This window comes from Streptomyces sp. NPDC091279 (genome assembly GCF_044757465.1).
Lineage (GTDB): Bacteria > Actinomycetota > Actinomycetes > Streptomycetales > Streptomycetaceae > Streptomyces.
The window spans coordinates 743,223-766,527 of the sequence record NZ_JBIVVA010000001.1 but is presented as its reverse complement, the minus strand read 5'-3'; the positions used below and the strand labels follow the sequence as shown (position 1 = coordinate 766,527).

The following is a 23,305-nucleotide window of genomic DNA, read 5'->3' as shown; positions in this document are numbered from 1 at the left end:
GACGCGAGGTGCGTCGGCGGACGGAGGTGTGCCGTGTACCGGCAGGGAGACGTGCTGATCGTGCCCGTGACGGAGGAAGCGGTGCCGTTCCACGTGGCGGCGGCGCCGAGGGAACCCCGTGACGGGCGGGGGCGGTTGGTGCTGGCGCTGGGCGAGGTGACCGGCCACGCCCACGCCGTCGTCGGCCCGGGCGAACTGGTCCGCGAGCCAGGCCCGTTCGGACCGTTCCTGCTCCATCTCCCGCAGGGCGGCCGGGTGGTCCACGAGGAGCACGCGGCCATCGCCCTGCCGACGGGATGGTTCAGGGTCATACGCCAACGCGAGTACGTCCCGGGATCGATACGGATCGTGGCGGACTGAGGGGGCGGGAGGGGCGCTGGGCGTCTGGGGGTGGGGACGTGAGGGGGCGGCGCGGGTCGCGGGCCGGTGAAGCGCCGGGGGCGGTATGGGGCTTGGGGAGCTGGCCAGTTGGGGGGTGTGCGTGGCGGGGCGGTTGAAGTGGCGTGATCGGCAGGGGGCTTGGCGGGGGGCTTGGCGGGCTGATCGGCCGGGGTCGTGCGTGTTGCGGACCGTTGAGGTGCCGTCATCCGTAAGGGACTTGGCGGGGCTGACCAGCCACGTCGGCATGCGTTGCACGTGATTGAAACGCCGGGAACGGGACGGGTCCTGGCCAGCCGGCCAGTCGGGTTCGTGAGCGTGGCGGGTGCGTGAAACGCCGTGCTTGGTAAGGGGCTTGACGGTCTGTTCGCTCGGGACAGTGCGCGTTGCGGACAACGGCGTTGCAGGTGAACGGAGATCGGACGAGCGGGGTCTGCGGCCAGCAGCCGTGGGTGCCCTGAGCGGGGGCGATGAAGGTGAACGGGAACTCGATGAGCGTGATCGACGGGGTGGACGACATGACGGATGGGCAAACGACGACGGTGGCCGAGCGGTCCGTGGCTGACCAACTCACCTATGCGGCCGGGCCGTCCGAGGCGACAGCCCGCTGGCGTGGGTACGCGGCGACGACGTCACCCGCCGACCGGGTCGCCGCCGAGAACGGAGTCCGGTCGGCCTACCGCCGCGCCGGGCTCACCGAACCGGAACGGGTGGTGTGGGCGGACTCGCCGCGCGAGGCGGTCACGTTGATCCAGGGGATGGCGGACACCGGGCCCAGCGTCCGGGACGCGGTGCGAACGGCGCCGTGGGCGGCGGAACGGGCGCGACTGCATGCCGAGTTGGGGGCGGCGGGCTGGTCGGCGCACTGGGGCGCGACCGGCGGCGCGCTCTGGGAGACCACCCAGGCACTGGTGGACCGCATACGACAGGGGGTCCTGGACGATCTCACCGGACCGGAACCGGGCGCACCGGGCACACCGGGCACACCGGGCGCCGACAATCCCGACACCGCAGACCCCACCGACCGGGTGGCCCGCTCCCGCGCGCGGGCGGAGATCCGGCTGCTCCTCCTGGACGCCGTGCTGGGCCAGCACGACGCGCCGTGGCTCGCCGCCTTCCCCGGCGACCGGGCGCCCCTCGACGGGTTGGGCGCGGTGTGCCGCAACGCCGGCTGGTGGTGGCCGTTCGCGAAAGTCGCGGTGGTGTGCGAACGTCCGGTCGCCCTGCATCGTGACGAGGCGGGGCGGCTCGACAACGGGGGCGGCCCCGCGCTCGCCTATCCGGACGGTTTCGCGTTGTACGCCTGGCGGGGCATGCCGGTCCCAGCGGCGTTCCTCGCCGAGTTGGCGACGTTGACGCCGGAGCGCATCCGGGCCGAGGAGAACGCCGAACTGCGCCGGGTGATGCTGGAGCACTACGGCTACGACCGCTACCTCGCGGACTCCGGCGCCCGCCCGATCGACCACGACGAGACGGGCACCCTGTGGCGGATCGACCTGGTCGGAGACGAGCCGGTGGTCATGGTCGAGGTCCTCAACTCCACACCGGAACCGGACGGCACGGTCCGCACGTACTGGCTCCGCGTCCCGCCACGCACCCGCACCGCCCGAGCGGGCGTCGCCTGGACCTTCGGATTGCCGGAGGAGGCGTACCGACCACTTCGGGAGACGTGAGGCGGCGGGGGCCGGGAGGCCGGGCGGGAGACGTGAGCCGACGGGGCCGAGAGGCCAGGCGGGAGACGTGAGCCGGCGAAGGCCGGGAGGAGGGAGGGGAGATGTGAGTCGGCGGGGGCCGGGAGGGGGACGGGAGATGTGCGGGGCGGCGCCGAGTAGGCGGGAGGGAGAGAGGGGGCGAGGGTCATCGGTTGGGCGCGCGCAGTCGGTCGGGGTGGTCGGAAGCGTCCGGGGGTGGCTCCCACTTGGTCACGGGTGCCCGCCGACCTCATCGGGAACGGCGCCGCGGTGTCCGGCCCCAGAAGCGGAACCGGTGCCGGAACTATGCGGGACGCGGAAACGGCTGCCAGTGCCGACGCCACCGGGACAGGCAGCGGACCACCGGACCACCGGACCACCGGACCACCGGACCACCGGACCACCGGACCACCGGGATGATCGGGCCACCGCGCCACCGCGCCACCGCGCCACCGCGCCACCGCGCCACCGCGCCACCGCGCCACCGCGCCACCAGGATGATCGGCCCAAGTGCCACCCGAGCCGCCGCCTCCCAGTCACTCCGTCTCCACCACAGCCGCCCTCCCAAACACCCCGCCCCCACCACAGCCGCCCCCTCCCAGGCGCCCCTCCCCCACCGCCACAGCCACCCCGCAGTTGCCCGCGCCACAACCCCCCACCCGACTCACGCACCCCTCACCACCCCTCCGTCAAGACGGTCGCCCCGCACTTTCCGACTCGTCCTCCGCCTCTCCCCCGCTGGACCAAGCCGCCCACAGGTTTGCGTACACGCCTCCCGTCGAGCGGAGTTCGTCGCCGTTGCCCCGTTCGACCACGTGGCCTTGGTCCATGACCAGGACGGTGTCCGCGGTGGCCGTCTGGGACAGCCGGTGGGCGACGACGACGGCCGTGCGGCCCTCGGTGACGGTGCGGGCGGCGCGGTCGAGGGTGCGGGCGGCGTCGCTGCCGCCCTCGGCGGTGGCCTCGTCGAGGACGACGACCTCGGGGTCGAGGAGGAGAACGCGGGCGAGGGCGAGTTGCTGGACCTGGCCGACGGTCAGGTCGGTGCCGCCGGTGCCGACGACGGTGTCGGCGCCGTCGGGCAGCGCGGCGATCCAGTCGGCGGCGCCGACGGCGGCGAGCGCGGCGGCGAGGTCCTGCTCGGAGGCGTCCCGGCACGCGAGCCGGAGATTGTCCGTCACGGTTCCCCGGAAGAGGTGGTGTTCCTGCGTCACCAGCACGATCCGACGGCGGCCGTCGGCCGCGGGGTCCGCGAGGTCGGCGGTGGGAACGCCGTCGAGGGTGACGGACCCGGCGTGCGGCGGACGCAGGCCCGCGATCAGCGTGGCCAGCGTCGACTTGCCGGAGCCGGTCGCGCCGACGACGGCGAGGCGGTGTCCGGCGGGGAGTTCGAGGTCGATGCCGTGCAGGACGTCGGGCCCGCCGCGATAACGGTGGTGGACGCCCTTCACGCAGAGCACGGCTGCGGAACGGTCGGCCGGAGTCGTCGCCGTGTCGCCGGGCATGCCGTCGGGCAGGTCGTGAGGGCGTCGCTGCGGGCCCTTCCTGTTGGCGTTGCCCTCGACGCCGCCGCTACCACCGTCGCTGCTGCCACCGCTGCCGTTGCCGTTGCCGTCCGGTGTGTCGAGGGTGGCCACGCCGACGATTCTGGCGAGACCGGCGCCCGCCTGCTGGACGCTGTCGAAGGTGCCGAGCATCGTGTTGACGGGGTCGAAGAGGCCGACGAAGAACAGGGCGGCCGTGGTGGCGGCGCCGATGTCCGCCGTTCCCGAACGCACCAGGACGAACGCCACGAGCAGGATGGCGGCGAGGCCGATGAACTCGGCGACGTTCAGGCGCCCGTAGAAACGGGTGGCCGCTCTGGTCGCCCAGAACTCGTAGGTCATGGCCTGCGTCGACGCCTCCTCCACGCGCGCGTACCGGTTCGCACCGAGGCGCAGGGCCCGCAGGGTCGGCAGGGCGGTGAAGGCGCTGAGCAGGGCCGAGGCACGGCGGCCGTCGGCAGTGCGGCCGTCGGCGTAGAGGGGTCGGGAGGTGCGCAGATACCAGCGCAGGGTGTGGACCTGGATCGGCACGGCGAGGAGTCCGGCGAGGGCGAACCGCCAGTCCAGGGCGGCGAGTCCGACCAGCGTGGCGGCGATGGCGAGGGCGGCGGAGACGAAGTCGCCGAGGGCACCGGAGGCGGCCGTCGTGACCCGGTCCGCGTCGCCGGACACCCGGGAGACGAGGTCACCGGTGCCACCGGCCTCGACGACGTCGACGGGCAGGGCGAGGGCGCAGGCGACGGCGTCCTCGCGCAGCCGTCCGGTCACCGGGAGGACCAGCCGGGCGAGCAGAACGGCCGCCGCCCAACCGGTCAGGGCAGCCGCGACGGCCGCACCGGCCAGCAGCAGCACGGGCCCGATCAGCGCGCTCGGGGAACGGCCGTCGGCGATGGCCTGCGTGATCCGCCCGGTGGCGACGGGCCCGGCGAGGGTCAGCGCGCTGTCCACGACGAACGCCCCGACAACGGCGGCCACCAGCGGCCGACGGCCGTGCAGCACACGTCGGAGATGGGCCCGGGTCTGCCGCCCGGTGGCGACGGGAAGCAGGGCAGGACCGGGAGTGGTGGTCATGGGGTCACCGTCGGGTAGTCGGCAGGGGAGGTCATCAGGTCACCGTGGGCTGGTCGGAGGGAGCAGGGGCAGTAGCGGGGGGGGCAGCCAGTACCGCGGTCGGCAAGCGTGGGCATCGGGCGATCGGTCCGGCGGCGGCCAAGCAGCACCGTCGTGCCACCGAACCGAAGGCGACCGCCCCCGTCGACACGCGACCCGCGCCACCGCACCGCCCACCACGGCCGCCCACCACGGCCCCACCCGGCCACCGGCCCACCCGACCCCGTCACCGTGTCACCGTCCGTCGGTAAGCCGCGCTCGTCGCCAGCAGGGCCGCATGGGTGCCGGTGTCGCAGCGGGCCGAGCCGCCCTCCCCGTGCGCGTGGACGATCTGCGTGCAACGGGCCAGCCAGGCAGGGCTGTTGGTGATGACCAGGGTCGTCAGGTCCGCCCTGGCCCGGCGTACCCGGGCGGCGATGGTGTGTTCCGTGGCCGCGTCGACGGCGGTGGTGGGGTCGTGCAGGACGAGGATCGTCGAGCGGGCGGCGAGGGCGCGGGCCAGGGCGACGCGTTGGCGCTGCCCGCCGGAGAGGGTCTCACCCCGGTCACCGACCGAGGTGTCCGTGCCGTGCGGTGTCGCGTCGACGACCTGGTCGGCGAGGGCGGCACGCGCGCCCTCGGCGGTGGCGTCGGCGCCGTCGGACAGGGCGCCGAGGTTGTCGCCGAGGGTGCCGGGCAGCAGCGCGGGTTCGTGCGGGCAGACCAGGGCGGTCGCCCGCAGCGCGTCCAGCGGGAACGCGGCGAGATCGACGCCGTCGAGCAGCACGCGGCCCTCGGCCGGGTCGAACTCCCGGGCCAGCAACGCCGTCACGGCCTCCGCGGCGGCGGGCCCGTCACACACCAGCCCCGTCATGGACCCACCCGGCACCCGGGCGTCCAGAACAGCCCCGCCGGGCAACGGAACCCCCCGGAACTCCAGCCCGCTCCAGGGCTCGACCCCGATCCCCCCGGCGAGTTCAGCGCCGACCGCCGCAGCCGCCGTTCCCCCGACAACCGCACCGCCCCCGACCACCCTCGCGACTCCCCCGGCGGCCACGTCACCCTCCACCGCACCCGGTGCTCCCCCTCCGGCTCCGGCCGGACCCCCCTCCATCGCGCCCGGTGCTCCCCCAGCCGTCCGGTCCGCCGCTCCCCCGTCCCCCGCAGCCGCCCTCGTCGCCTCGCCCCGCGTCCCGGCATCCGGCACCGCGGGCGGTGTGTTGAGTACCTCGTGGATGCGGGTCGTGGAGGCGATGGCTCGGGCGTGGCCCGCTCGGGCTGCGGCCACCACGCGCATCGGGCCGATCACGAACTGGGCGAGGCCCAGGGCGGCGATGAACTCGCCCAGGTTCAGGTGGCCGTCGAGGGCGAGCCAGCCGCCGGTGAGGGCGACGGCGGTGAGGTAGAGGCCGGTGAAGGCCGTGCCCAGGGAGAGCAGCGCGGCCTCGGCGGAGGCGGCGCGGCGGGCGGCCCGGACGGCGTCCTGGCTGACGCGGGCGTAGTCGGCGGCGACCGCGCGGGCGGCGCCGATGCCCTTCAGGACGCGCAGGCCGCGGACGAGGTCCTCGGCGAGGGCGGCGGCGTCGGCCTGGCGGGCCTGCTCGGTGGTGCTGGTGCGGCGCAGGGTGGCGGAGAGGCGGTGCTGCGCGGCGAGCAACCCGGCCGTGCCCGCCACGACCAGCGCGCCCAGCGGCGGTGAGATCCGCACGAGCAGCAGCGTCGAGGCGAGCAGAACGACCACGGCGGCGACGGTCGAGGCGACCGTGCGGGCGAAGACGCCGACGCGGGCGGCGTCACCGGCGGCGCGGCTGAGCAGTTCGCCGGGCAGCATCCTGACCCCGCCGGTCGGCCGCAGCACCGCCGCTGTCAGCCGGCCCCGGGCGAGGTGCTCGGTGTGCTGGGCGGCGCGTTTGGCGGCGCGGGCACCGAACCGGAACGACAGCGAGAGGAGCAGGAAGTCGGCGGCCAACAGACCGAGCCAGCCCGCGAGTTGGTGTGGAGTGCCGTTCTGGACGGCGTTGCCGACGGCGGCGCCGACGATGACCGGCACCAGTGCCTCGCCGAGCTGGTGGCTGCTGAAGAACAGGGAGGCGAGGGTCAGGTCCCGGCGCCTGGTGCGCAACGCCTCCCACAGCAGCGCGCGGGGCGTCGGGGAGGGTGTCGGCAGGGAGGGGCCGGTCGGGGGGCCGGTCAGCGATGGCGCGGTCACCTCGCCACGTTAGGGTTGGCCCACAAGTGGCGTAAACAGCGTAGTGCGCCACCGTATGTCGCACATCAGCCACGTGTCCGCAGGGGCGGAGCGCGGGGCCAACGAGGCCGGGGCCAGCACGTATGACGCAGGACAACTCCATTGATTTCGCGCGGTTCGAGATGTTCAGGGGGCAGTCCTTCGGTCATCACGTGCACGACGAGCATCAGCTCGCCTGGGCCAGTTCCGGGGTGGTGATGGTCGGCATAGCGGACCGCTGCTGGGTGCTGCCGCCGCATCTGGCGCTGTGGATTCCGGGGGGCCTCGGGCACACCACGGCCGCGTTGCGGGAGACGGTGCTCCAGGGGCTGTATCTCGATCCGGCGGGCTGCCCGTTCACCTGGACGGCGCCGACCGTGCTGGCCGTGCCGCCGCTGGCCCGCCATCTGATCGAGTATCTGGCGAGCGAACCGAGCCCCGCGGCGCGGGTGCACGCGGAGGCCGTCCTGGTGGAGGTGTTGCGCCCGGCGGACGGCGCGGTGTTCGAGTTGCCGTTGCCGGTGGACGCGCGGGCGCGGGAGGTGGCGGGGCTGCTGCTGGACGAACCGGCCGACCCGCGCGGCCTGGACGACTTCGCGCACGCGATCGGTTCCAGTGCGCGGACGCTGCTGCGGCTGTTCCTGGCGGAGACGGGGATGACGTTCAACCGGTGGCGGGTGCACGCGCGGCTCCAGGCGGCGCTGGTGCATCTCGCGGAGGGCGAGCCGGTCGGGCGGGTCGCGGAGCGGGTCGGTTATGCGACGCCGAGCGCGTTCGTGGCCGCGTTCCGGCGGGTCACCGGCCACACCCCGGCCGCCTATTTCGCCGACGCGCGGAATGGCGGGGGCGTGCCGGAGGCGAGGAACGGCACGGGCGGGACCCAGGTGCGGAACGGCCCGGTCCGCACGCCCTGACCTGCAACCCGACAGCCCGCCCCTGACCTGCGGCCCGACAGCCCGCACCCGACCCGCGACCAGACAGCCCGCCCCCGACCCGCCCCCGACCCGCCGCCCGCGCCCCGACAGCCCGCTCTCCGGGCCCGCCTGGCGGTTTGACGACATGACATGGCGATCCAGCGGCTTGCCAGCCCCGCCCACATCTCCCTAATCTACTTAGGCAAGGCTTAGCTTATTGACCGCCGCTTCATCGCTGCCCTACTCCACCGCCGCACTGATCCACCACCGCATCACCCCACCACTGCACCGCTGTATCGCTGTATCGCTGTATCGCTGTATCGCTGCACCAGTTCATCGGTTCCTTGCGTCGATGTCCGCGTCGGTATCCGCGTCGATACCCACGTCGGTATCCACCACGTCGTCCACGTCGTCGAGGAGCACGATGACCACCCCCAGCGTGAGCGCGCCCGAGGTGACGGGCGGGCGCACCGCCCCGCCCCCGCCCGCCCGGCGCGGCGCGACGGCCCTGCGGCTGGCCGGACTGTTCGCCGCCGGTGGGCTGTTGCTGCTGCTCGCCGTCCTGAGCGTGGCCATCGGCGCCAAGCAGATCCCGCCCGCCGACGTCGTCCACGCGCTGCTGCACGGCAGCGATTCCGTCGACGCGTCGGTCGTCCTGGACCTGCGGCTGCCGCGCACCCTGCTCGGCATCGCGGTCGGCGCGGCCCTCTCGGCGGCCGGGGTGCTGATGCAGGCGCTGACCCGCAATCCGCTCGCCGACCCGGGCCTGCTCGGCGTCAACATGGGCGCCTCGACGGCCGTGGTCGTCACCCTCGCCCTGTGGCACGGCGCCGGTACGTCGACGTACGTCTGGTCCGCGCTGCTGGGTGCCGGGGCCGCCGCCGCTGCCGTGCACGTGCTCGGCGCGCGGGGTCGTACGGGACCGCCGCCGGTGCGGATGGCGTTGGCCGGTACCGCGGTCAGTGCCGTGCTGAGCGCGCTGATCTCGGTGGTGACGTTGCTGCGGGCGGATGTGTTCGACCAGTTCCGGTTCTGGGCGGTCGGCTCGCTGGCCGGGGTGCCGCTCACCGTGTTCTGGCAGGTCCTGCCGTTCCTCGCGGCCGGTGCGCTGCTCGCCCTCGGTCTGTCCGGTTCGCTGAACGCCCTCGCGCTCGGCGACGACACCGCCCGCGCCCTCGGTGACCACGTCGCCCGCACCCGGCTGCTCGGCGCCCTCGCCGTGACCCTGCTGTGCGGGGCGGCGACGGCGGCCGTCGGTCCGATCGCCTTCGTCGGTCTGGCCGTTCCGCATCTGGCGCGGGCGGTCACCGGGCCCGATCACCGCTGGCTGCTGCCGTACTCGCTGCTGCTCGGGCCGAGTCTGCTGCTCGGTTCGGATCTCCTCGGGCGGGTCGTGGGCCGGCCGGGGGAGATCCAGGCGGGGATCGTGACCGCGTTCGCCGGAGCCCCCGTCTTCATCGCCCTCGTCCGCCGCCGCAGGATCGCCGAACTGTGAACGTCCCCACCGCCACCCCGCCCGCCACGGTGCCAGGGCGCGTCCTGCGCCTGCGCGGCGAACGTCTGTCCGTGCGCTGGCGGCCGCGCACCCTGACCGTCTGTCTCTTGCTCGCCGCCTGCTGTCTGGCGCTCGGCGCGCTCGCCCTCACCACCGGCGCGTTCCGTCTCCCGTTGCCCCGGGTGCTGGCCACCCTGCTCGGACAGGGCACCGGCGCCGAGGACTTCATCGTCCTTGACCTGCGGCTGCCCCGGCTGCTGTGCGGGGTGCTGGCCGGGGGCGCGCTGGGCATGAGCGGGGCGGTGTTCCAGAGCCTGTCGGGCAATCCGCTGGGCAGCCCGGACATCATCGGCTTCACCAGCGGGGCCGCGACCGGGGCCGTCGTCGAGATCGTCGTCCTGCACGGCGGCGCGTCCGCTGTCGCCGTCGCGGCGCTGGCGGGCGGTCTGGTCACGGCGCTGCTCGTGGGCGCCCTCGCCGCCGGTCGCGGCCGGGCCCTCGGGTACCGCGTCGTGCTGGTCGGGATCGGGGTCAGCGCGATGGTGACGTCCCTCACCGCGTACCTGCTGACCCGGGCGAGTCTCTACGAGGCGCAGGACGCGCAGCTGTGGCTGATCGGCAGCCTCAACTCCGTGACCTGGTCCGTGGTCACGCCGCTCGCGCTGGCCCTGGCCGTCCTCACGCCGGTGACGGTGTGGGCGGCGCGGGCGCTGGGCTGGCTGGAGCTGGGGGAGGACACGGCGCGGGGTCTGGGCGTGCCGGTGGGGCGGACCCGGGTGATCCTGGCGCTGGCCGCGACCGCCCTGGCCGCCGCGTCCACGGCCGCCGTCGGCCCGATCACGTTCGTCGCGCTGGCCGCCCCACAACTGTGCCGTCGGCTGGTCCGCTCCCCCGGCGCGCTGGTGGTGCCCGCCGGTTTCATGGGCGCCCTGCTGCTGTCGGCGAGCGATTTCGCCGCCCAACGGGTGCTGCCGTCCACGGAGTTGCCGGTCGGCGCGATGACGGGCGTCCTCGGCGGCCTGTACCTGTGCCGGTTGCTGGTCGCCCGCCGCAGGTCGGGCACCTCATGACCCCGGCCGGGGTCGCACGGGAACGTCCATCCGCGTCCACCACGCGACTCCCCGGCATCAGAACGCCGTTTCCCCCTGTCTCCTCCCCCTCCCGGGTGAACCTCAAGGACCAACCATGACAAGCCCCACCCTCCTACGCCCCGACTGCCTACGTGCCGCCCTCCCGCACCCGGGCCTTCCGCGTCTCGCGCTCCCCCGCCCCTCCGAAGTGCGGGGCGGGGGAAGGGTTGGACCGTCGCGCTGGCAGCCGAGTCGGCGTGGGCTGCTCGCGGGTGGGGGCGCGCTCGCCGCCACGGCCGGGCTCGCCGCGTGCGGTTCCGGCGGCTCGGCGGCGGCCGGCGGGGCGAGCGGCAGCGGCGCGTGGTCCTTCACCGACGACCGGGGCAAGACCGTCCGGTTGGCGAAGCGGCCCCGGCGGATCGCGGTCCTCACCGACACCGTGGGCGCCGCGCTGTGGGCGGCCGGGCTGCGGCCGGTCGCCGCGACCGACTCGGGGCAGGGCATCGTCACGGCCGTCGGCCTGACGTGGGACGGGGTCGCGAAGATCTACTCGGCGGACCAGGGCGTGGAGTTGGAGGCGCTCGCGCAGGCCCGGCCGGACCTGCTGATCGACGCGCTCCAGCCGGACGGAACCCTCCAGGTCTCCTCCCGGCTCGCCGCGATCGGCAAGATCGCCCCGGTGGTGGGGCTGAGCATGTACCGGCCGATCGAGGAGATCGCGCGGACCGCCGACCGTCTGACCCGTTCCATCGGCACCGACCTCACCGACACCGCCGCGAAGGCGGGTTACGAGCGGGCGAGCGGCGCGCTCAAGAAGGCCGTCGCCGCCAACCCCGACCTGCGGGTCGGTTTCGTCTTCGACATCGACAAGAACACCGTCGGTGTCATGAACGCCAAGACCTGGGGCGTGCTGCGGACCGTGGACGCCCTCGGAATGCGCCTGGTGCAGGTGCCCGGCGGCTCCGCCCACACCTACAGCCAGGCGGTGAGCTGGGAGAACGTCCCGTCCATCCCGGCCGACCTGCTGGTGTGGGCCGTCGCGTCCCCGCTGCCGACCAACCCGCTGTGGAAGCGGACGCCCGCGGTCCGCGCCGGTCAGGTCTGGCAGCCGAAGCTCGCGTCCTGGTACGCCTACAGCTGGGCGAACTTCAGCGTCCTCCTCGACGGCCTCGCCACCCACGTCCACGCCGCGAGGCCGGGCGTGGGTCCCCGCGCCTGATCACACCCCGGAGCCCGTGCTCACCAGGGCACGGGCGTGCCGTCCCAGGAGAAGAAGGCACCGGTCGGCCCGTCGTCCGGCAACAGAGCCAGGCGAACGGCGCCTGCCGCGCCCTCGGCCGGATCGCCCCCGGCCGCGGCCGCCCGTGCGTTGAGGTCGGTGGCCCGCAGGCCGGGGGCGAGGGCGTTCACCTTGAAGCCCTCCTCGGCGAGGGACAGTCCGTAGAACACGGTGAGGGCGTTGAGCGCGGCCTTCGACGACCGGTAGGCGGCGAGTGCGCCGCTGCCCGGCGCGAACTGCGGGTTGGGCCCGGTGCTCCAGGTCAGCGACGCCGTGCCGCTGGAGACGTTGACGACGCGCGGGTGCGGTGAGCGACGCAGGGCGGGCAGGAAGGCGTTGGTCACCTCCAGGACCGCGAAGACGTTCGTCTCGTAGGTGCGGCGGAAGTCGTCGACGTCGGCCTCGGCGGGCGGGGCGACCGACGGGGAGATGCCGGCGTTGTTGACCAGGACGTCGAGGTGGTCCACCTGGGCGGCGGCCCGGGCGACGCTGTCGGGGTCGGTGACGTCGAGGACGAGGAGGCGGGCCCGGTCTCCGAGCTGGGCCACGGCCCGCTCCCCGCGCTCCGGGTCCCGCGCTCCGACGTGGACGGTGAAGCCCTCTGCGGCGAGCAGCCGGGCGATGTGCAGTCCGATGCCCTTGTTGGCACCGGTGACGAGTGCTGTGCGATCGTTGGTCACACCGTCCACGGTCTCCCGGCGCCGCCCGGCCCGCCAGGGACGACCTGTACCAGGCAGGGGTGGTGACGCCGATGGCCCGCACCGAACTGGCCCGTTTCCTGCGGGAGCGCCGCGCGGAGCTACGGCCCCGGCAGTACGGCCTTCCGGAGGACACCCCGCGCCGCACCCCGGGTCTGCGCCGCGAGGAGATCGCGGAGCTGGCGCATCTGTCGGTCGACTCCTACACGCGCCTCGAACAGGCCCGCGGTCCCCGTCCCTCGCCGCGCATCCTGGACGGCCTCGCCCACGCCCGGCGTCTCACCCCGCCCGAGCGCAGCCATCTGTTCCGCCTGGCCTGGACGGACGCGCCGCCCGGCACCGCAGCGGTCCGCCGGGTCCGCCCGCACGTGGCGGCGATGCTGGACCGCCTCCCGGAGACCGCCGCGATCGTCACGGACGCGTCCTACGACGTCGTGGCCCGCACCCCCCTGGCCCGCGCGCTGCTCGGCCACGACGACGGCCCCGCGTCGACCAACCTGGCCCGCCGCCGGTTCCTCGACGGGGGCCGGGCGTACGGGAGTTCGTCGGCCGAGGAGTTCGGGCACCTCGTGGTGGCCCGGCTGCGCCGCTCGGCGCAGCGCTATCCGCACGATCCCCACCTCGCCGCGCTGCTCACCGAACTGCGCTCCGGCAGCGCGGAGTTCCGCCGCATCGGGGAGTCCCACCCGGTCCACGCCCCCGGCCACCGCACCAAGACCCTCGACCACCCCACAGCCGGCCGACTACACCTGAACTGCGACGTCCTCCTCGTCCCCGAGGACGACCACGAGGTCGTCCTGATCACCGCCGCCGCGAACTCCACATCGGCAGAAACACTAAGGAAGTTGGCAACCGAGGCAAGCAAAACCCCGACACCCGCCGACCAATCCCGCCCGCCCAAGGCCAACAGGGCGCCACGATAACGACGTTCGACGCGCCCCTCTGTCCACCGGATACGGGAGCCCCGCTCCACCCGGACACATGCCCGGCGACTTCGGCGCGGACTCAGGGGCGTTCAGGCCAACGCCGCCGAACACCGTTTTAGTGTCAACCGGTTCACCGCCAACACGGGCTCCGCATCGGCACGGACGCCACGCGAGCTGGCGACCGGGGCACGCAAAACCCCGGCACCCACAGGCCGATCCCACCCATGCCCGACCAACAGGGCCCCACCGTAACGACGCCCGACGCACCCATCTGCCCACCGGGCACGGGAACCCCGCTCCACCCAGGCACCTGCACGGCGAACTCGGCCCGGATTCAGGGGCGTTCAGGACCACGCCGCCGAACTCTGCTCCGACGTCGACCTGTTCACCGCCAACGCGGGCTCCGCATCGGCACGGACGCCACGCGAGCTGGCGACCGGGGCACGCGAAACCCCGGCACCCACAGGCCGATCCCGCCCGCGCCCGACCAACAAGGCCCCACCGTAACGACGTTCGACGCGCTCTTCCGTCCGCCGGGTGCGGGAGCCCTGTTCCGCCCCGACGCCTAAACAGCACACCCGGCCGCGGACTCAAGGGCGTTCAGGCCGACGCCCTCGAACTCCGGTCCGGGGTCGGCCTGTTCACGCCGCCAGGGTGGCCCGGCCCCAAGACGCGGGGTCGTGTCGCGTCCGGGCGGGGTGGGGGCCGGCGCGCTCTCGCCGTGCACCCCACCCCGCCGGACGCGTCCGGTACGGCGGGCCCGTTCGCTCAGGCCGTGTGGAGGGTCAGCCCGTAGCGGTTGAGGATCTCGTTGATCGGCTGGAACCAGGTCTCGCCGCCGCTGGCGCAGTTGCCCCAGCCGCCCGAGGTGACGCCCTGGGCCTGGTCGCCGGAGAGGAACGAGCCGCCGGAGTCGCCGGGTTCGGCGCAGACGTTCGTCTTGGTCATCTGGTACACCGCGCCCTGGCTGTAGTTGACGGTCTCGTTCAGGGCGAGGACCGTGCCGCAGTGCCAGTGCGAGGTGGACCCGGAGCGGCAGATCGAGGAGCCGACCGGCGCCACGTTCGAGCCGCGCACGAGCTGGTCGGAGACGGTGCCCCAGCCGAGCACGACCGGCACGGTCCACCAGCCGCTGCCCACGCTCACCCACGCGTAGTCGTCACCGGGGAACGAGGAGCCCTGGAAGGTGCCGATGAAGGAGCCGTCCCAGCCGCTCACCCCGGCGCCCGCCTGCCCGCAGTGCCCGGCCGTGACGAAGCCGCCGTGCACCGAGAAGCCGATGGAACAGCGGACGTTGCCCGTGTAGTAGGGGTCACCGCCGACCGTGCCCGCGGCGAAGGTGCTCGGCGCGGCGGCGACCGTCTCGACGGTGACCGGGCCGGTTGCGCGGGCCTCGGCGAGGAAGCGCCGGACATCGTGGTCGGCCGCCTTCGCCTCGACCACCGTCACGACCACGGTGTTGGCCCGGGGGTCGACGTGCCAGCCGGCCACGGCGGCGGGGGCGTCGAGGCGGTCGATGCGGGTCTTGGCGGCGTCGAGGCTGCGGGCGCTGCGCCGGACCGTGCGCAGGTCGGCGCCGGAGGCCTCGACGGCCGCCCGGGACGTCGCCGACGCGTTCTCGGTGACGGCCACCGTGAGGCGGCCCGTGGACGCGTCGAACCAGGAACCCGCGTAGGCGCTGCCGGCCGCTCGCTGCGCCTTCGGGGCGGTCTTCATCGCCGTCCGCTCGGCTTCGAGGCGCTCGACGGCCTCGGCCTTCGTCAGGCCGAACTGTTTCTGCATCGCGGTCAGGAGGCCGTCGGAGGCGGGTGCGCCGGAGGCGGTGGTGGCATCGGCCGCGCTGGCCGACGCGGGCAGGGTGCCGGCCGCGCCGAAGGTGCCGAGCACCAGGAGGGCGGCCAGGCCGACGTGCTTCAGTCTCATGCGTCTCATGGGGGTGCCCTTCGTCGTTCCAGGGGTGAGGGGGGCGGAACCGGAGCAGGCGGATGGGACAGCCGAGCTGTGAGAGCGCTCTCATGCGGCAGCGGGGCCGAGCCTAGCCAGCCCAGGCCGTCAGGTCCATGCCAATCACGGACATGGTCCGTACCTTCTTCCCGCCCCCTGGCGGAGGAACGCCCGGAGGAACGCGAACGGCCCCGGCCGACCTGTCCGGTCGGCCGGGGCCGGGTCCTGCGTCAGGGCCGGGGCCCCGGAACTACGCGCCGACGACGCCGGAGGCCGCGACCTCGATCTTGGCGGCGGTGGAGCCCGAGCGGGAGCCGAGCGCCTCTATCTTCTTCACCAGCTCCGAGCCCTCGACGACCTCGCCGAAGACGACGTGCTTGCCGTCCAGCCACGAGGTGACGACGGTGGTGATGAAGAACTGCGAGCCGTTGGTGTTCGGGCCGGCGTTGGCCATCGACAGCAGGAACGGGCGGTCGTGGCTCAGCTTGAAGTTCTCGTCGGCGAACTTCTCGCCGTAGATGCTCTTGCCGCCGGTGCCGTTGCCGTTGGTGAAGTCGCCGCCCTGGAGCATGAAGTCGGGGATGACCCGGTGGAAGGGCGAACCGGCGTAGCCGAAGCCGTGCTGGCCGGTGGCCAGCTCGCGGAAGTTCTGCGCCGTCTTGGGCACGACCTCGTCGAAGAGGGTGAAGACGATGCGGCCGGCGGCTTCGCCGTTGATATTGATGTCGAAGTAGACGTTACTCATACGGACCATCCTTACACTTCCGTCCCCCGCGACCGACCGGGAGGGTCCAGAAGTCCGCCCATATACCCCCAAGGGGTATATCCACGGGCCGCGCGCCGAGGCCACCGGATCACCGCCGCCCGGGACCGCCCGGCGCTCCGGGCCGGCCGCCCGAACGGCCTCGCGCATCCGCCCCGGCAGGCCCGTCCCGTGCCCGGAAACCTCTTCCGTATCGCAACTCTCTCCAGCCCCGGCGCACTTGACGTCTCATCATATAGTTGCTCGCACGGCGCGCCCGGACGACCTCCTGCCCGCGCCCGCGCCCGGCCCCACCCGGAAAGGCACGGCCCTGCCCCACGAACCGCTCGAACGACCCGACGGCGTCGCCTCCCCCACCCCCGCGCGCCGCCGCTCGTTGTTCTCCCCGGCCGCCGATGTCATCGGCTCCGAGCTGGACCTGCATCTCACCGGCAGCCATGTCGTGCACGCGCTCTCCCCTTCCTTCTGCGACGCCGCCTCCGTGTACCTCCTGGAGCGCTGGCTGCTGGACGAGAACGCCTACGCCGAAGCCGACCCGCCGCAGGTCGAGGCGCGCCGGCTGGCCCTGCGGGTGGGCGCGCAGGACCTCCAGGACTGGGAACGGCTGCTGCCGCTCGACCGGGTGGAATCCTTCCCCCGCGAGTCCCCGCACGCGCGGGCCCTCGCCGAGCGCCGCACCCAGCGCCTGGACTGCCTGGACCCGCACACCTTCGCGCGGCTGAGCGCGTCGGGGCCGCAGGACCCCCGCATCCAGGAGCTGCTGCGCTCGGCGTCCTTCCTGATCGTGCCGTTGCGCCTGCGGGACGTGGCGGTGGGGTTCGTCGCCTGCACCCGGGGTCCCGAGCGCCCGGTGTTCGGGCCGGGCGACGCCGTCGCGGTCGAGCGGCTGGCGGCGCGGGCCTGCGTGGCGCTGGACAACGCCCGCCGTTACGAGCGGGAACGGCGCACCGCGCGCGCCCTGCGCAACAGCCTGCCGTCCGGAACCGACCGCACCTTCAAGGGCTGCCGGTTCGCACACGGCTACCTGCCGTCGGGCAACGGCAATCTGGTGGGCGGCGACTGGTTCGACGCGCTGGAACGGCCGGACGGGCGCGTCGGTCTGATCGTCGGGGACGCGGTGGGGCACGGGCCCGAGGCGGCCGTCGCCATGATCCAGCTGAGCACCGCCGTGCGCACCCTCGCCCAGCTCGACCTGGCCCCCGTCGATCTGATGCGCCGCCTCGACGCGCTCGCCGCCACCCTCCCCGGCGCGGCCCTGGCCACCTGCATGTACGCGGAGTGGGACCCGGGGCGCCAGGTGTGCACGCTGGTCGGCGCCGGTCATCCGCCGCCGCTGCTGCGCCCGCTCCTCGGGCCCACCGCCCCGGTCGTGCTGACCGGCGCGGGGCTGCCCCTCGGGCTCGGCACCGGCGGCCACGAGGTCACGGTCGTCCAGGTGGAGGAGCCGTTACTGCTCGGGCTCTACACGGACGGGCTCGTCGAGTCCCGGCAGCGCGACATCGAGCAGGGCATCACCCGGCTCGCGCGGGCCCTGGACACGGCCGTCGAGCGGATTCCGCGTACCACCGACGACACCTGGCTGCCGTCCCTGTGCCGGGAGTTGCTCTCCTCGCCGCACGCCCCGGCGGCCGCCGACGACCGGACGCTGCTGCTGGTCGAGCTGACGCCGGGCTGAACGTTCCCTCGCGTGGTCAGGCGGAGGCGCGCAGGGTCGCCCAGACGGCGTTGCCCGGGGTGCGGACCGATCGCTCGACCCCCCACGCACAGGCGAGTTGCTCCACGATGAGCAGGCCCCGGCCGGTCTCGTCGTCGACCCCCGGCAGGGGCCGGTCGCGGCCGACGGTGGCGCAGTCGTGCCGGTAGTCGTAGTCGTGGACCTCGATGCGCAGACAGTTCTCGGTCAGCAGGCGCACCCCGCACAGCATCCGGCCGCTGATCGTGTGCAGCACCGCGTTGGTGACCATCTCGGAGACCAGCAGGACGGCGTCGTCGCACAGCGGGTCCGGCAGCCCCCAGGCGGAGATACGTTCATGCACACCGTGCCGGGCGGCTCTGACGCTGTCGCGGCGGGCCGGGAGTTCGAGCCAGTGGGCACGGGCGGAGCCGTCGGTCACCAGCAGCGAGGACGAGGACGTCGTGTGGGGGGACACGGAGTTCGCCTTCCGGTCGTGGACGGTCGGAGCGGGCGACAGGGGAAAGGGAGGCCGGTCCCGCGCGAGAAGGGGTGTGCGCGCGTCGCACGTACCGCCGAACACCGGTGCTCGCCAACCTCGCACGGTGGGGCTGAGGCTGCCGGGGCGACAGGGGTGGTCGGTCTGATCGCTCACGCAATCCATCATGGTGGTACGGCAGTTCAATCTGCAACCGACTCCCTGATAATTTCACGGAGCTATGTTCGCTCTGGCCACATCATCAAGTCGCTGTCAGACTGGTGGTGGTGACTGTCTCTCAGGAGGTTTTGGCGTGAGCGAGGCTCGTTCGGGCGCCGGCACCGGTGCCCCGACCGTTCTGCGGATGATCCTCGGGCGACGGTTGCAGGAGCGACGACAGCACGCGGGCGCCACGTTGGAAGAGGCCGCGGCGGCCCTGCGGGTGACCACCCTGACCGTCCGCCGTCTGGAGAAGGCGGAGGTCGCCCTCAAACCGCTCTATGTGGAGAAGCTGCTGGCGACCTACGGGGCCGACCAGCAGGAGATCGACGAGTTCGTCGCCCTCGCCGACAAGGCCAACGAACCCGGCTGGTGGTACGACTACCGCGATGTGCTGCCGTCCTGGTTCTCCGCGTACGTCAGCCTGGAGACCAGCGCGAAGACCCTGCGCACCTATGAGCCGCACTATGTGACCGGCCTGCTCCAGACCCCGGGATACGCCCGGGGTGTGCTGCGCGGCGGCTTCCCCAACGAGGACGAGGAGGAGCTGCGCCGCCGGATCGGCCTGCGGCTGCGCCGCCAGAGCCTGTTGGAGCGAGCGGACTGCCCCACGCTGTGGGTGGTGATGGAAGAGGCCGTGCTGCACCGCGTCGTCGGCAGTGCCGAGGTGATGCGGGAGCAGATCGACCGGCTGCTGGAAGTCTCGGAGATGGACCACGTCAGCGTCGACGTCATTCCGTTCTCCGCGGGGGCGCACGTCGGTGCGTGCGCTCCGTTCACCTATTTCCGGTTCGAGGAACCCGAGCTGCCGGACATCGTGTACAGCGAGATCCTGTCCGCCTCCATGTATCTGGACCAGCGTTCCGACGTCGTGTCCCATCTGGAGGCGCACAACCGGATGTCGCTGCTGACCTCGTCCGCGGACAGCAGGGCCCTCCTTGAGCACATGCGTAAGGAGTACTCATGACCAGCATCGACGGCACCCCCGACGCCGTGTACAACGGAATGCCCGCGCTGGACCTGGGCGAGCAGGGCTGGGAGCGGCCCTGGAGCGGCCCCAACGGAGGCCAGTGCGTGGAGACCAAGCGGCTCGCCGACGGCCGGGTCGCCGTCCGCCAGTCCACCCACCCCGCGGGCCCCGCCCTCATCTACACCGTCGAGGAGATGCGGGCGTTCGTCCAGGGCGTCAAGAACGGCATGGCCGACCATCTGACGGTCGGCTGAGCAGCCCCCCCCCCGGCAGAAACACCAGTGAGAGGCACAGGATGAGCACGCCCCACGCAGCTCGGACTCGGGACATCGACACCAGCAAGCCGCACTCCGCGCGCATGTACGACTACTACCTCGGCGGCAAGGACCATTTCGACGTCGACAAGCGGGCGGCGGAGGCGGTCGCGGAGGTCTACCCGGGCATCTTCACCTGCGCCCGCGAGAACCGCGCGTTCATGCACCGCGCGACCCGGGTGCTGGCCAGGGACCACGGCATCCGCCAGTGGCTGGACATCGGCACCGGGATACCCACCGAGCCCAACCTCCACCAGGTCGCCCAGTCGGTCGTGCCGGAGGCCCGGGTGGTCTACGCGGACAACGACCCGCTGGTCCTCAAGTACGCCGAGCGGCTGATGCGCAGCACGCCGCAGGGGCGCACGACGTACATCGAGGCCGACATCAACGACGCCACGGCGCTGGTGGAATCCCCCGAGCTGGCGCGGGTCCTGGACCTGAGCCAACCGGTGGCGCTGTCCCTGAACGCGCTGATGCACTTCGTGACCGACGCGCAGCAGCCGTACGCGATCGTCGCCCGGCTGCTGGAGAAGCTCCCCTCGGGCAGTGCGCTGGCCCTGAGCCACTGCACGCCCGACTTCGATCCGGAGACCTGGCAGAAGGTCACGGACATCTACCACACGGCCGGAACGCCGGTGCAGTTCCGCTCCCACGACGCGGTCGCCCGGTTCTTCGACGGCCTCGATCTGCTGGAGCCGGGGGTGACCGTGGGCCACCGCTGGCGCCCCGACATCACCCCGGAGTTCTCGCACGCCGAGGTCAGCCTGTGGACGGGCGTGGGCATCAAGCCCTGAGTCCGTCGCAGGACGCGGACAGCGCCCAGGGGCCCGACGGTCCGTGGGCGCGTCCCCTTTTACTCTTGCGAGGTGGCGACCGCTCCGGGCGGGAATCGGCCGGTTGGTGACGGGTTGTTGGGCGATGGTTCACCGGTGGGAAACCTGCGGACTCTTGGCCTGGCCGGAAAGATCCGGAATCCTGAACTCCCCACCCCCCAGTGCCGGAGGACGCAGTGACGTCACCGAAGACCACGACCCACCGCAGGAGATGGCTGACCGGACTGGTCGGCGCCGCGACGCTCGTCGTCGCCGTCCCCGGAGTCGCGATGGCAGCGCCGCCCACCGCGCTGCCCGCCAACGCCGAGGCCGCCGAGTTCACTTACCAGCCGGCCTTCGACTACGACACCGACGGCTGCTACTCCTCCGTCGCGATCGGCGCCGACGGCACGGTCAACGGTGGTCTGAACCCGACCGGTGCCCTCAACGGCGACTGCCACGACGCCTCCGACCTCGACAACACCAACACCTACTCGCGCTCCCTGTGCAACAACGGCTGGTGCGCGTACATGTACGGCCTGTACTTCGAGAAGGACCAGGCCGTCGCGGGCAGCAGCCTCGGCGGGCACCGCCACGACTGGGAGCACGTCGTGGTGTGGGTGCAGAACGGCCAGGTCCAGTACGTGTCGACGTCCAACCACGGTTCGTTCACCGTGCACGCGGCGTCCGAGGTCCGTTTCGACGGCACCCACGCGAAGATCGTGTACCACAAGGACGGCATCAGCACCCACTGCTTCCGGCTGGCCAACGCGGGCGACGAGCCGCCGGAGAACGCCAAGGGCACCTGGCAGTACCCGCCGCTGGTCGGCTGGAACGGCTACCCCGCGGGCCTGCGCGACAAGCTCTCCGCGTACGACTTCGGCAGCGCCAACTTCGGTCTGAAGGACGCGAATTTCGCCGCCCACCTCACCAAGGCACTGCCGTCCGGCATACCGTTCGACCCGAACGCCTGACGCCACGGCACATCCTCGTACCGCCCGTCCGCTCCCCGGTGAGCGGGCGGGCGGTGTGCCGTCCGGGCACCGGTGACGGGTGTGCCGGGTGCGATCCTGCTCACGATCGGGACGCAGGGGCCCCTGAACGGACCACCGTGGCCCGGGAAGCCCCCGGGAACGCACTATCGTGTCCGCATGTCCGTGCCCGAACTGATCCGCATCGTCTCCCGCGACTCGCCCATGGCGCTCGCCCAAGTGGAGCGAGTCCGCGCCGAGTTGGCGGTCCTTCACCCCTCGGTACGCACCGAGGTGGTGCCGGTGAAGACCACCGGTGACAAGTGGCTGGGCGACCTGTCCCTGGTGGAGGGCAAGGGGGCGTTCACCAAGGAGGTGGACGCCGCGCTGCTCGCCGGGGCGGCCGACCTCGCCGTGCACTGCGTCAAGGACGTGCCCGCCGACCGTCCGCTGCCCGCCGGGACGACGTTCGCCGCGTTCCTCCGGCGTGACGACATCCGGGACGCGCTGATCCACCCCGGCGGCCTCACCCTCGACGAGCTGCCCGCCGGTACCCGCGTCGGCACCTCGTCGGTGCGCCGGGTCGCCCAACTCGCCGCCAGCCACCCGCATCTGGAGTGCGTGCCGTTCCGGGGCAACGCCAACCGGCGGCTCGCGAAGCTCGCGGCGGGCGAGGCGGACGCGCTGCTGCTCGCGGCGGCCGGTCTGGAACGCATCGGCCGCGAGGACGTCATCACCGAGGTGCTGGAGCCGGAGACGATGATGCCGCCGATCGGCGCGGGCATCCTGGCGCTCCAGTGCCGCGAGGGCGACAGCGACCTGATCGACGCGGTCAGCGGCCTCGGCGACCCGGACACCTACCGGGAGGCCACCGCCGAGCGGATGTTCCTGCACGTCCTGCAAGGCCACTGCAACAGCCCCATCGCCGGGTACGCGCGCGTCGACCACTCCGGCGAACTCTCGCTGCGGGCCTGCGTGTTCACCGCCGACGGCAAGACCCGGCTGAACGCCCACGAGTGGGCGGGACGCCTCGACCCGGCCACGCTCGGCACGTCGGTGGCGGTGGCGCTGCTGCGTCAGGGTGCCCGCGAGCTGATCGACGGCATCCCGCACTGAGGCCGGCGGCCGGGCGGGGCACAGGGGTCAGGCGGTGCCCTCCTCGGCCTGGTCGCGCAGGAAGGTGCTGATCTGGCAGGTGAGTTCGTCCCGGTCGGCGCCCGGGTGGGGGCCCGCCGGGTGCTCCCGCAGACCGATGCCGCCCGCCCACAGCCGCCGTCCGACCCACTCCTCGTCGACGCGGACATGGATCTGCACGGCGATCTGGCCGAGGCTGTCCTCGGGTGCCGCCGCGTAGAGCACGGCCGTCGCGCGGCGCAGCGGATAGACGTCGAAGCCCTCGATGAACTGGGAATTGCGCCAGTCCAGGAACGCGGACTCGCCGTCGGGGCCGACCCGGACGTCGATCTGGCCGTCCTCCAGGTGGATGCCGACGCTCTCCAGGGAGCGGTTCTCGACGGTCACACGGAGGCTGAAGTAGGTCAGCCCGGCCGCCGCGTCGTCCCGGCCGCGCGGCGGCTCGGCGGTCTCCAGGCGGTGCACCCGGACCCGCAGACCGTCCTGCTCGTCGTACTCCTGCCAGTCCCCGACCACGTTCGGCTCGTACACAACGCACCCTCTCGACCCCGGAGAGTGCTTCCTATCCGGGGTCCGCGCGCACTGTCAAATGAGCGGAATGCGCTGTGGCCTGCCGGTTCCGGCCGGTTGATCGGTGATCAAGCCGTGCCCAGCGGGAATCGGCCCATGGGCGCCGGGCGCGGGTGGGCGCGCGTGCCGCACATCACGTCACCGGCC

Annotated in this window: 20 protein-coding genes; 13 read left to right on the top strand and 7 right to left on the bottom strand. The window is 73.1% G+C overall.

The genetic code is table 11. The annotated features are described in order from the left end of the window. Positions 1–33 precede the first annotated feature (33 nt). Together ACIQOU_RS03250 and ACIQOU_RS03245 are read left to right on the top strand one after the other, a co-directional pair. A complete protein-coding gene (locus ACIQOU_RS03250; protein ID WP_401533415.1) occupies positions 34–360 on the top strand; it encodes a hypothetical protein in 327 nt (108 codons plus the stop codon). Positions 361–878: 518 nt separating this feature from the next. Then, positions 879–2,051: a DUF6745 domain-containing protein gene (locus ACIQOU_RS03245; protein ID WP_401533633.1), complete on the top strand. Its 1,173-nt coding sequence runs from the start codon at positions 879–881 to the stop codon at positions 2,049–2,051. Between the two features lie 707 nt (positions 2,052–2,758). Here ACIQOU_RS03245 and ACIQOU_RS03240 read toward each other — a convergent pair. Then, positions 2,759–4,684, bottom strand: a complete 1,926-nt coding sequence (locus ACIQOU_RS03240) for an ABC transporter ATP-binding protein (protein WP_401533413.1) — start codon at positions 4,682–4,684, stop codon at positions 2,759–2,761. Positions 4,685–4,949: 265 nt separating this feature from the next. After that, complete coding sequence (locus tag ACIQOU_RS03235; protein ID WP_401533412.1) at positions 4,950–6,911, bottom strand: ABC transporter transmembrane domain-containing protein; 1,962 nt, start codon at positions 6,909–6,911, stop codon at positions 4,950–4,952. Between the two features lie 122 nt (positions 6,912–7,033). On the opposite strand from ACIQOU_RS03235, the gene ACIQOU_RS03230 reads away from it, so the two are divergent. The 4 genes from ACIQOU_RS03230 to ACIQOU_RS03215 all read left to right on the top strand — a co-directional run bounded on the left by ACIQOU_RS03230 (position 7,034) and on the right by ACIQOU_RS03215 (position 11,627). Beyond that, entirely contained in the window at positions 7,034–7,843 is an 810-nt protein-coding gene (locus ACIQOU_RS03230; protein WP_401533411.1) for a helix-turn-helix domain-containing protein, read from the top strand. 424 nt (positions 7,844–8,267) lie between these two features. After that, the gene (locus ACIQOU_RS03225; protein WP_401533409.1) at positions 8,268–9,338 is read left to right on the top strand and encodes a FecCD family ABC transporter permease; all 1,071 of its coding nucleotides are present in this window, start codon (positions 8,268–8,270) and stop codon (positions 9,336–9,338) included. Continuing rightward, positions 9,335–10,408 (top strand): FecCD family ABC transporter permease, encoded by a 1,074-nt coding sequence (locus ACIQOU_RS03220; protein ID WP_401533407.1) that lies wholly within the window; start codon positions 9,335–9,337, stop codon positions 10,406–10,408. Before ACIQOU_RS03225 ends, ACIQOU_RS03220 begins: the two co-directional genes overlap by 4 nt. 115 nt (positions 10,409–10,523) lie before the next feature. Further along, positions 10,524–11,627 carry an ABC transporter substrate-binding protein gene (locus ACIQOU_RS03215; RefSeq protein ID WP_401533406.1) on the top strand — a complete coding sequence of 368 codons (1,104 nt, stop codon included), beginning with the start codon at positions 10,524–10,526 and terminating at the stop codon, positions 11,625–11,627. A 20-nt stretch (positions 11,628–11,647) separates the two neighbouring features. Here ACIQOU_RS03215 and ACIQOU_RS03210 read toward each other — a convergent pair whose 3' ends face one another. Next, positions 11,648–12,367, bottom strand: coding sequence for an SDR family oxidoreductase (locus tag ACIQOU_RS03210; protein WP_401533405.1), 720 nt, complete (start codon positions 12,365–12,367; stop codon positions 11,648–11,650). Positions 12,368–12,438: 71 nt separating this feature from the next. On the opposite strand from ACIQOU_RS03210, the gene ACIQOU_RS03205 reads away from it, so the two are divergent. Further along, the gene (locus tag ACIQOU_RS03205; RefSeq protein ID WP_401533403.1) at positions 12,439–13,308 is read left to right on the top strand and encodes a helix-turn-helix transcriptional regulator; all 870 of its coding nucleotides are present in this window, start codon (positions 12,439–12,441) and stop codon (positions 13,306–13,308) included. A 771-nt stretch (positions 13,309–14,079) separates the two neighbouring features. On the opposite strand, the gene ACIQOU_RS03200 is transcribed toward ACIQOU_RS03205, so the two are convergent. Together ACIQOU_RS03200 and ACIQOU_RS03195 are read right to left on the bottom strand one after the other, a co-directional pair. Beyond that, a complete protein-coding gene (locus tag ACIQOU_RS03200) occupies positions 14,080–15,243 on the bottom strand; it encodes a S1 family peptidase (protein WP_401533401.1) in 1,164 nt (387 codons plus the stop codon). A gap of 262 nt (positions 15,244–15,505) precedes the next feature. After that, entirely contained in the window at positions 15,506–16,000 is a 495-nt protein-coding gene (locus ACIQOU_RS03195) for a peptidylprolyl isomerase (protein ID WP_401533400.1), read from the bottom strand. 238 nt (positions 16,001–16,238) lie between these two features. Between ACIQOU_RS03195 and ACIQOU_RS03190 the strand changes: the two genes are divergently transcribed. Then, positions 16,239–17,693, top strand: coding sequence for a PP2C family protein-serine/threonine phosphatase (locus ACIQOU_RS03190; RefSeq protein ID WP_401533398.1), 1,455 nt, complete (start codon positions 16,239–16,241; stop codon positions 17,691–17,693). A gap of 16 nt (positions 17,694–17,709) precedes the next feature. Here the strand turns inward: ACIQOU_RS03190 and ACIQOU_RS03185 are convergent, their stop codons facing one another. Beyond that, a complete protein-coding gene (locus ACIQOU_RS03185; RefSeq protein ID WP_401533395.1) occupies positions 17,710–18,168 on the bottom strand; it encodes an ATP-binding protein in 459 nt (152 codons plus the stop codon). A gap of 313 nt (positions 18,169–18,481) precedes the next feature. On the opposite strand from ACIQOU_RS03185, the gene ACIQOU_RS03180 reads away from it, so the two are divergent. From ACIQOU_RS03180 to hemC, 5 genes are all read left to right on the top strand, one after another. Beyond that, positions 18,482–19,354 (top strand): DUF5753 domain-containing protein, encoded by an 873-nt coding sequence (locus ACIQOU_RS03180; RefSeq protein ID WP_401533393.1) that lies wholly within the window; start codon positions 18,482–18,484, stop codon positions 19,352–19,354. Continuing rightward, the gene (locus tag ACIQOU_RS03175; RefSeq protein WP_401533391.1) at positions 19,351–19,611 is read left to right on the top strand and encodes a DUF397 domain-containing protein; all 261 of its coding nucleotides are present in this window, start codon (positions 19,351–19,353) and stop codon (positions 19,609–19,611) included. Before ACIQOU_RS03180 ends, ACIQOU_RS03175 begins: the two co-directional genes overlap by 4 nt. 41 nt (positions 19,612–19,652) lie before the next feature. Next, positions 19,653–20,465, top strand: coding sequence for an SAM-dependent methyltransferase (locus tag ACIQOU_RS03170; RefSeq protein WP_401533389.1), 813 nt, complete (start codon positions 19,653–19,655; stop codon positions 20,463–20,465). A 254-nt stretch (positions 20,466–20,719) separates the two neighbouring features. Next, positions 20,720–21,457: an NPP1 family protein gene (locus ACIQOU_RS03165; RefSeq protein WP_401533631.1), complete on the top strand. Its 738-nt coding sequence runs from the start codon at positions 20,720–20,722 to the stop codon at positions 21,455–21,457. Positions 21,458–21,634: 177 nt separating this feature from the next. Next, entirely contained in the window at positions 21,635–22,570 is a 936-nt protein-coding gene (gene hemC / locus ACIQOU_RS03160; RefSeq protein WP_401533387.1) for a hydroxymethylbilane synthase, read from the top strand. Positions 22,571–22,597: 27 nt separating this feature from the next. On the opposite strand, the gene ACIQOU_RS03155 is transcribed toward hemC, so the two are convergent. Continuing rightward, positions 22,598–23,119, bottom strand: a complete 522-nt coding sequence (locus ACIQOU_RS03155) for a hypothetical protein (RefSeq protein WP_401533384.1) — start codon at positions 23,117–23,119, stop codon at positions 22,598–22,600. Positions 23,120–23,305 lie beyond the last annotated feature (186 nt).

Coding starts and splice junctions, on each gene's coding strand:
- ACIQOU_RS03240 (WP_401533413.1), bottom strand. CDS start 4,684: ATGACCACCACTCCCGGTCCTGCCCTGCTTCCCGTCGCCACCGGGCGG.
- ACIQOU_RS03230 (WP_401533411.1), top strand. CDS start 7,034: ATGACGCAGGACAACTCCATTGATTTCGCGCGGTTCGAGATGTTCAGG.
- ACIQOU_RS03225 (WP_401533409.1), top strand. CDS start 8,268: ATGACCACCCCCAGCGTGAGCGCGCCCGAGGTGACGGGCGGGCGCACC.
- ACIQOU_RS03215 (WP_401533406.1), top strand. CDS start 10,524: ATGACAAGCCCCACCCTCCTACGCCCCGACTGCCTACGTGCCGCCCTC.
- ACIQOU_RS03205 (WP_401533403.1), top strand. CDS start 12,439: ATGGCCCGCACCGAACTGGCCCGTTTCCTGCGGGAGCGCCGCGCGGAG.
- ACIQOU_RS03200 (WP_401533401.1), bottom strand. CDS start 15,243: ATGAGACGCATGAGACTGAAGCACGTCGGCCTGGCCGCCCTCCTGGTG.
- ACIQOU_RS03195 (WP_401533400.1), bottom strand. CDS start 16,000: ATGAGTAACGTCTACTTCGACATCAATATCAACGGCGAAGCCGCCGGC.
- ACIQOU_RS03175 (WP_401533391.1), top strand. CDS start 19,351: ATGACCAGCATCGACGGCACCCCCGACGCCGTGTACAACGGAATGCCC.
- ACIQOU_RS03170 (WP_401533389.1), top strand. CDS start 19,653: ATGAGCACGCCCCACGCAGCTCGGACTCGGGACATCGACACCAGCAAG.
- hemC (WP_401533387.1), top strand. CDS start 21,635: ATGTCCGTGCCCGAACTGATCCGCATCGTCTCCCGCGACTCGCCCATG.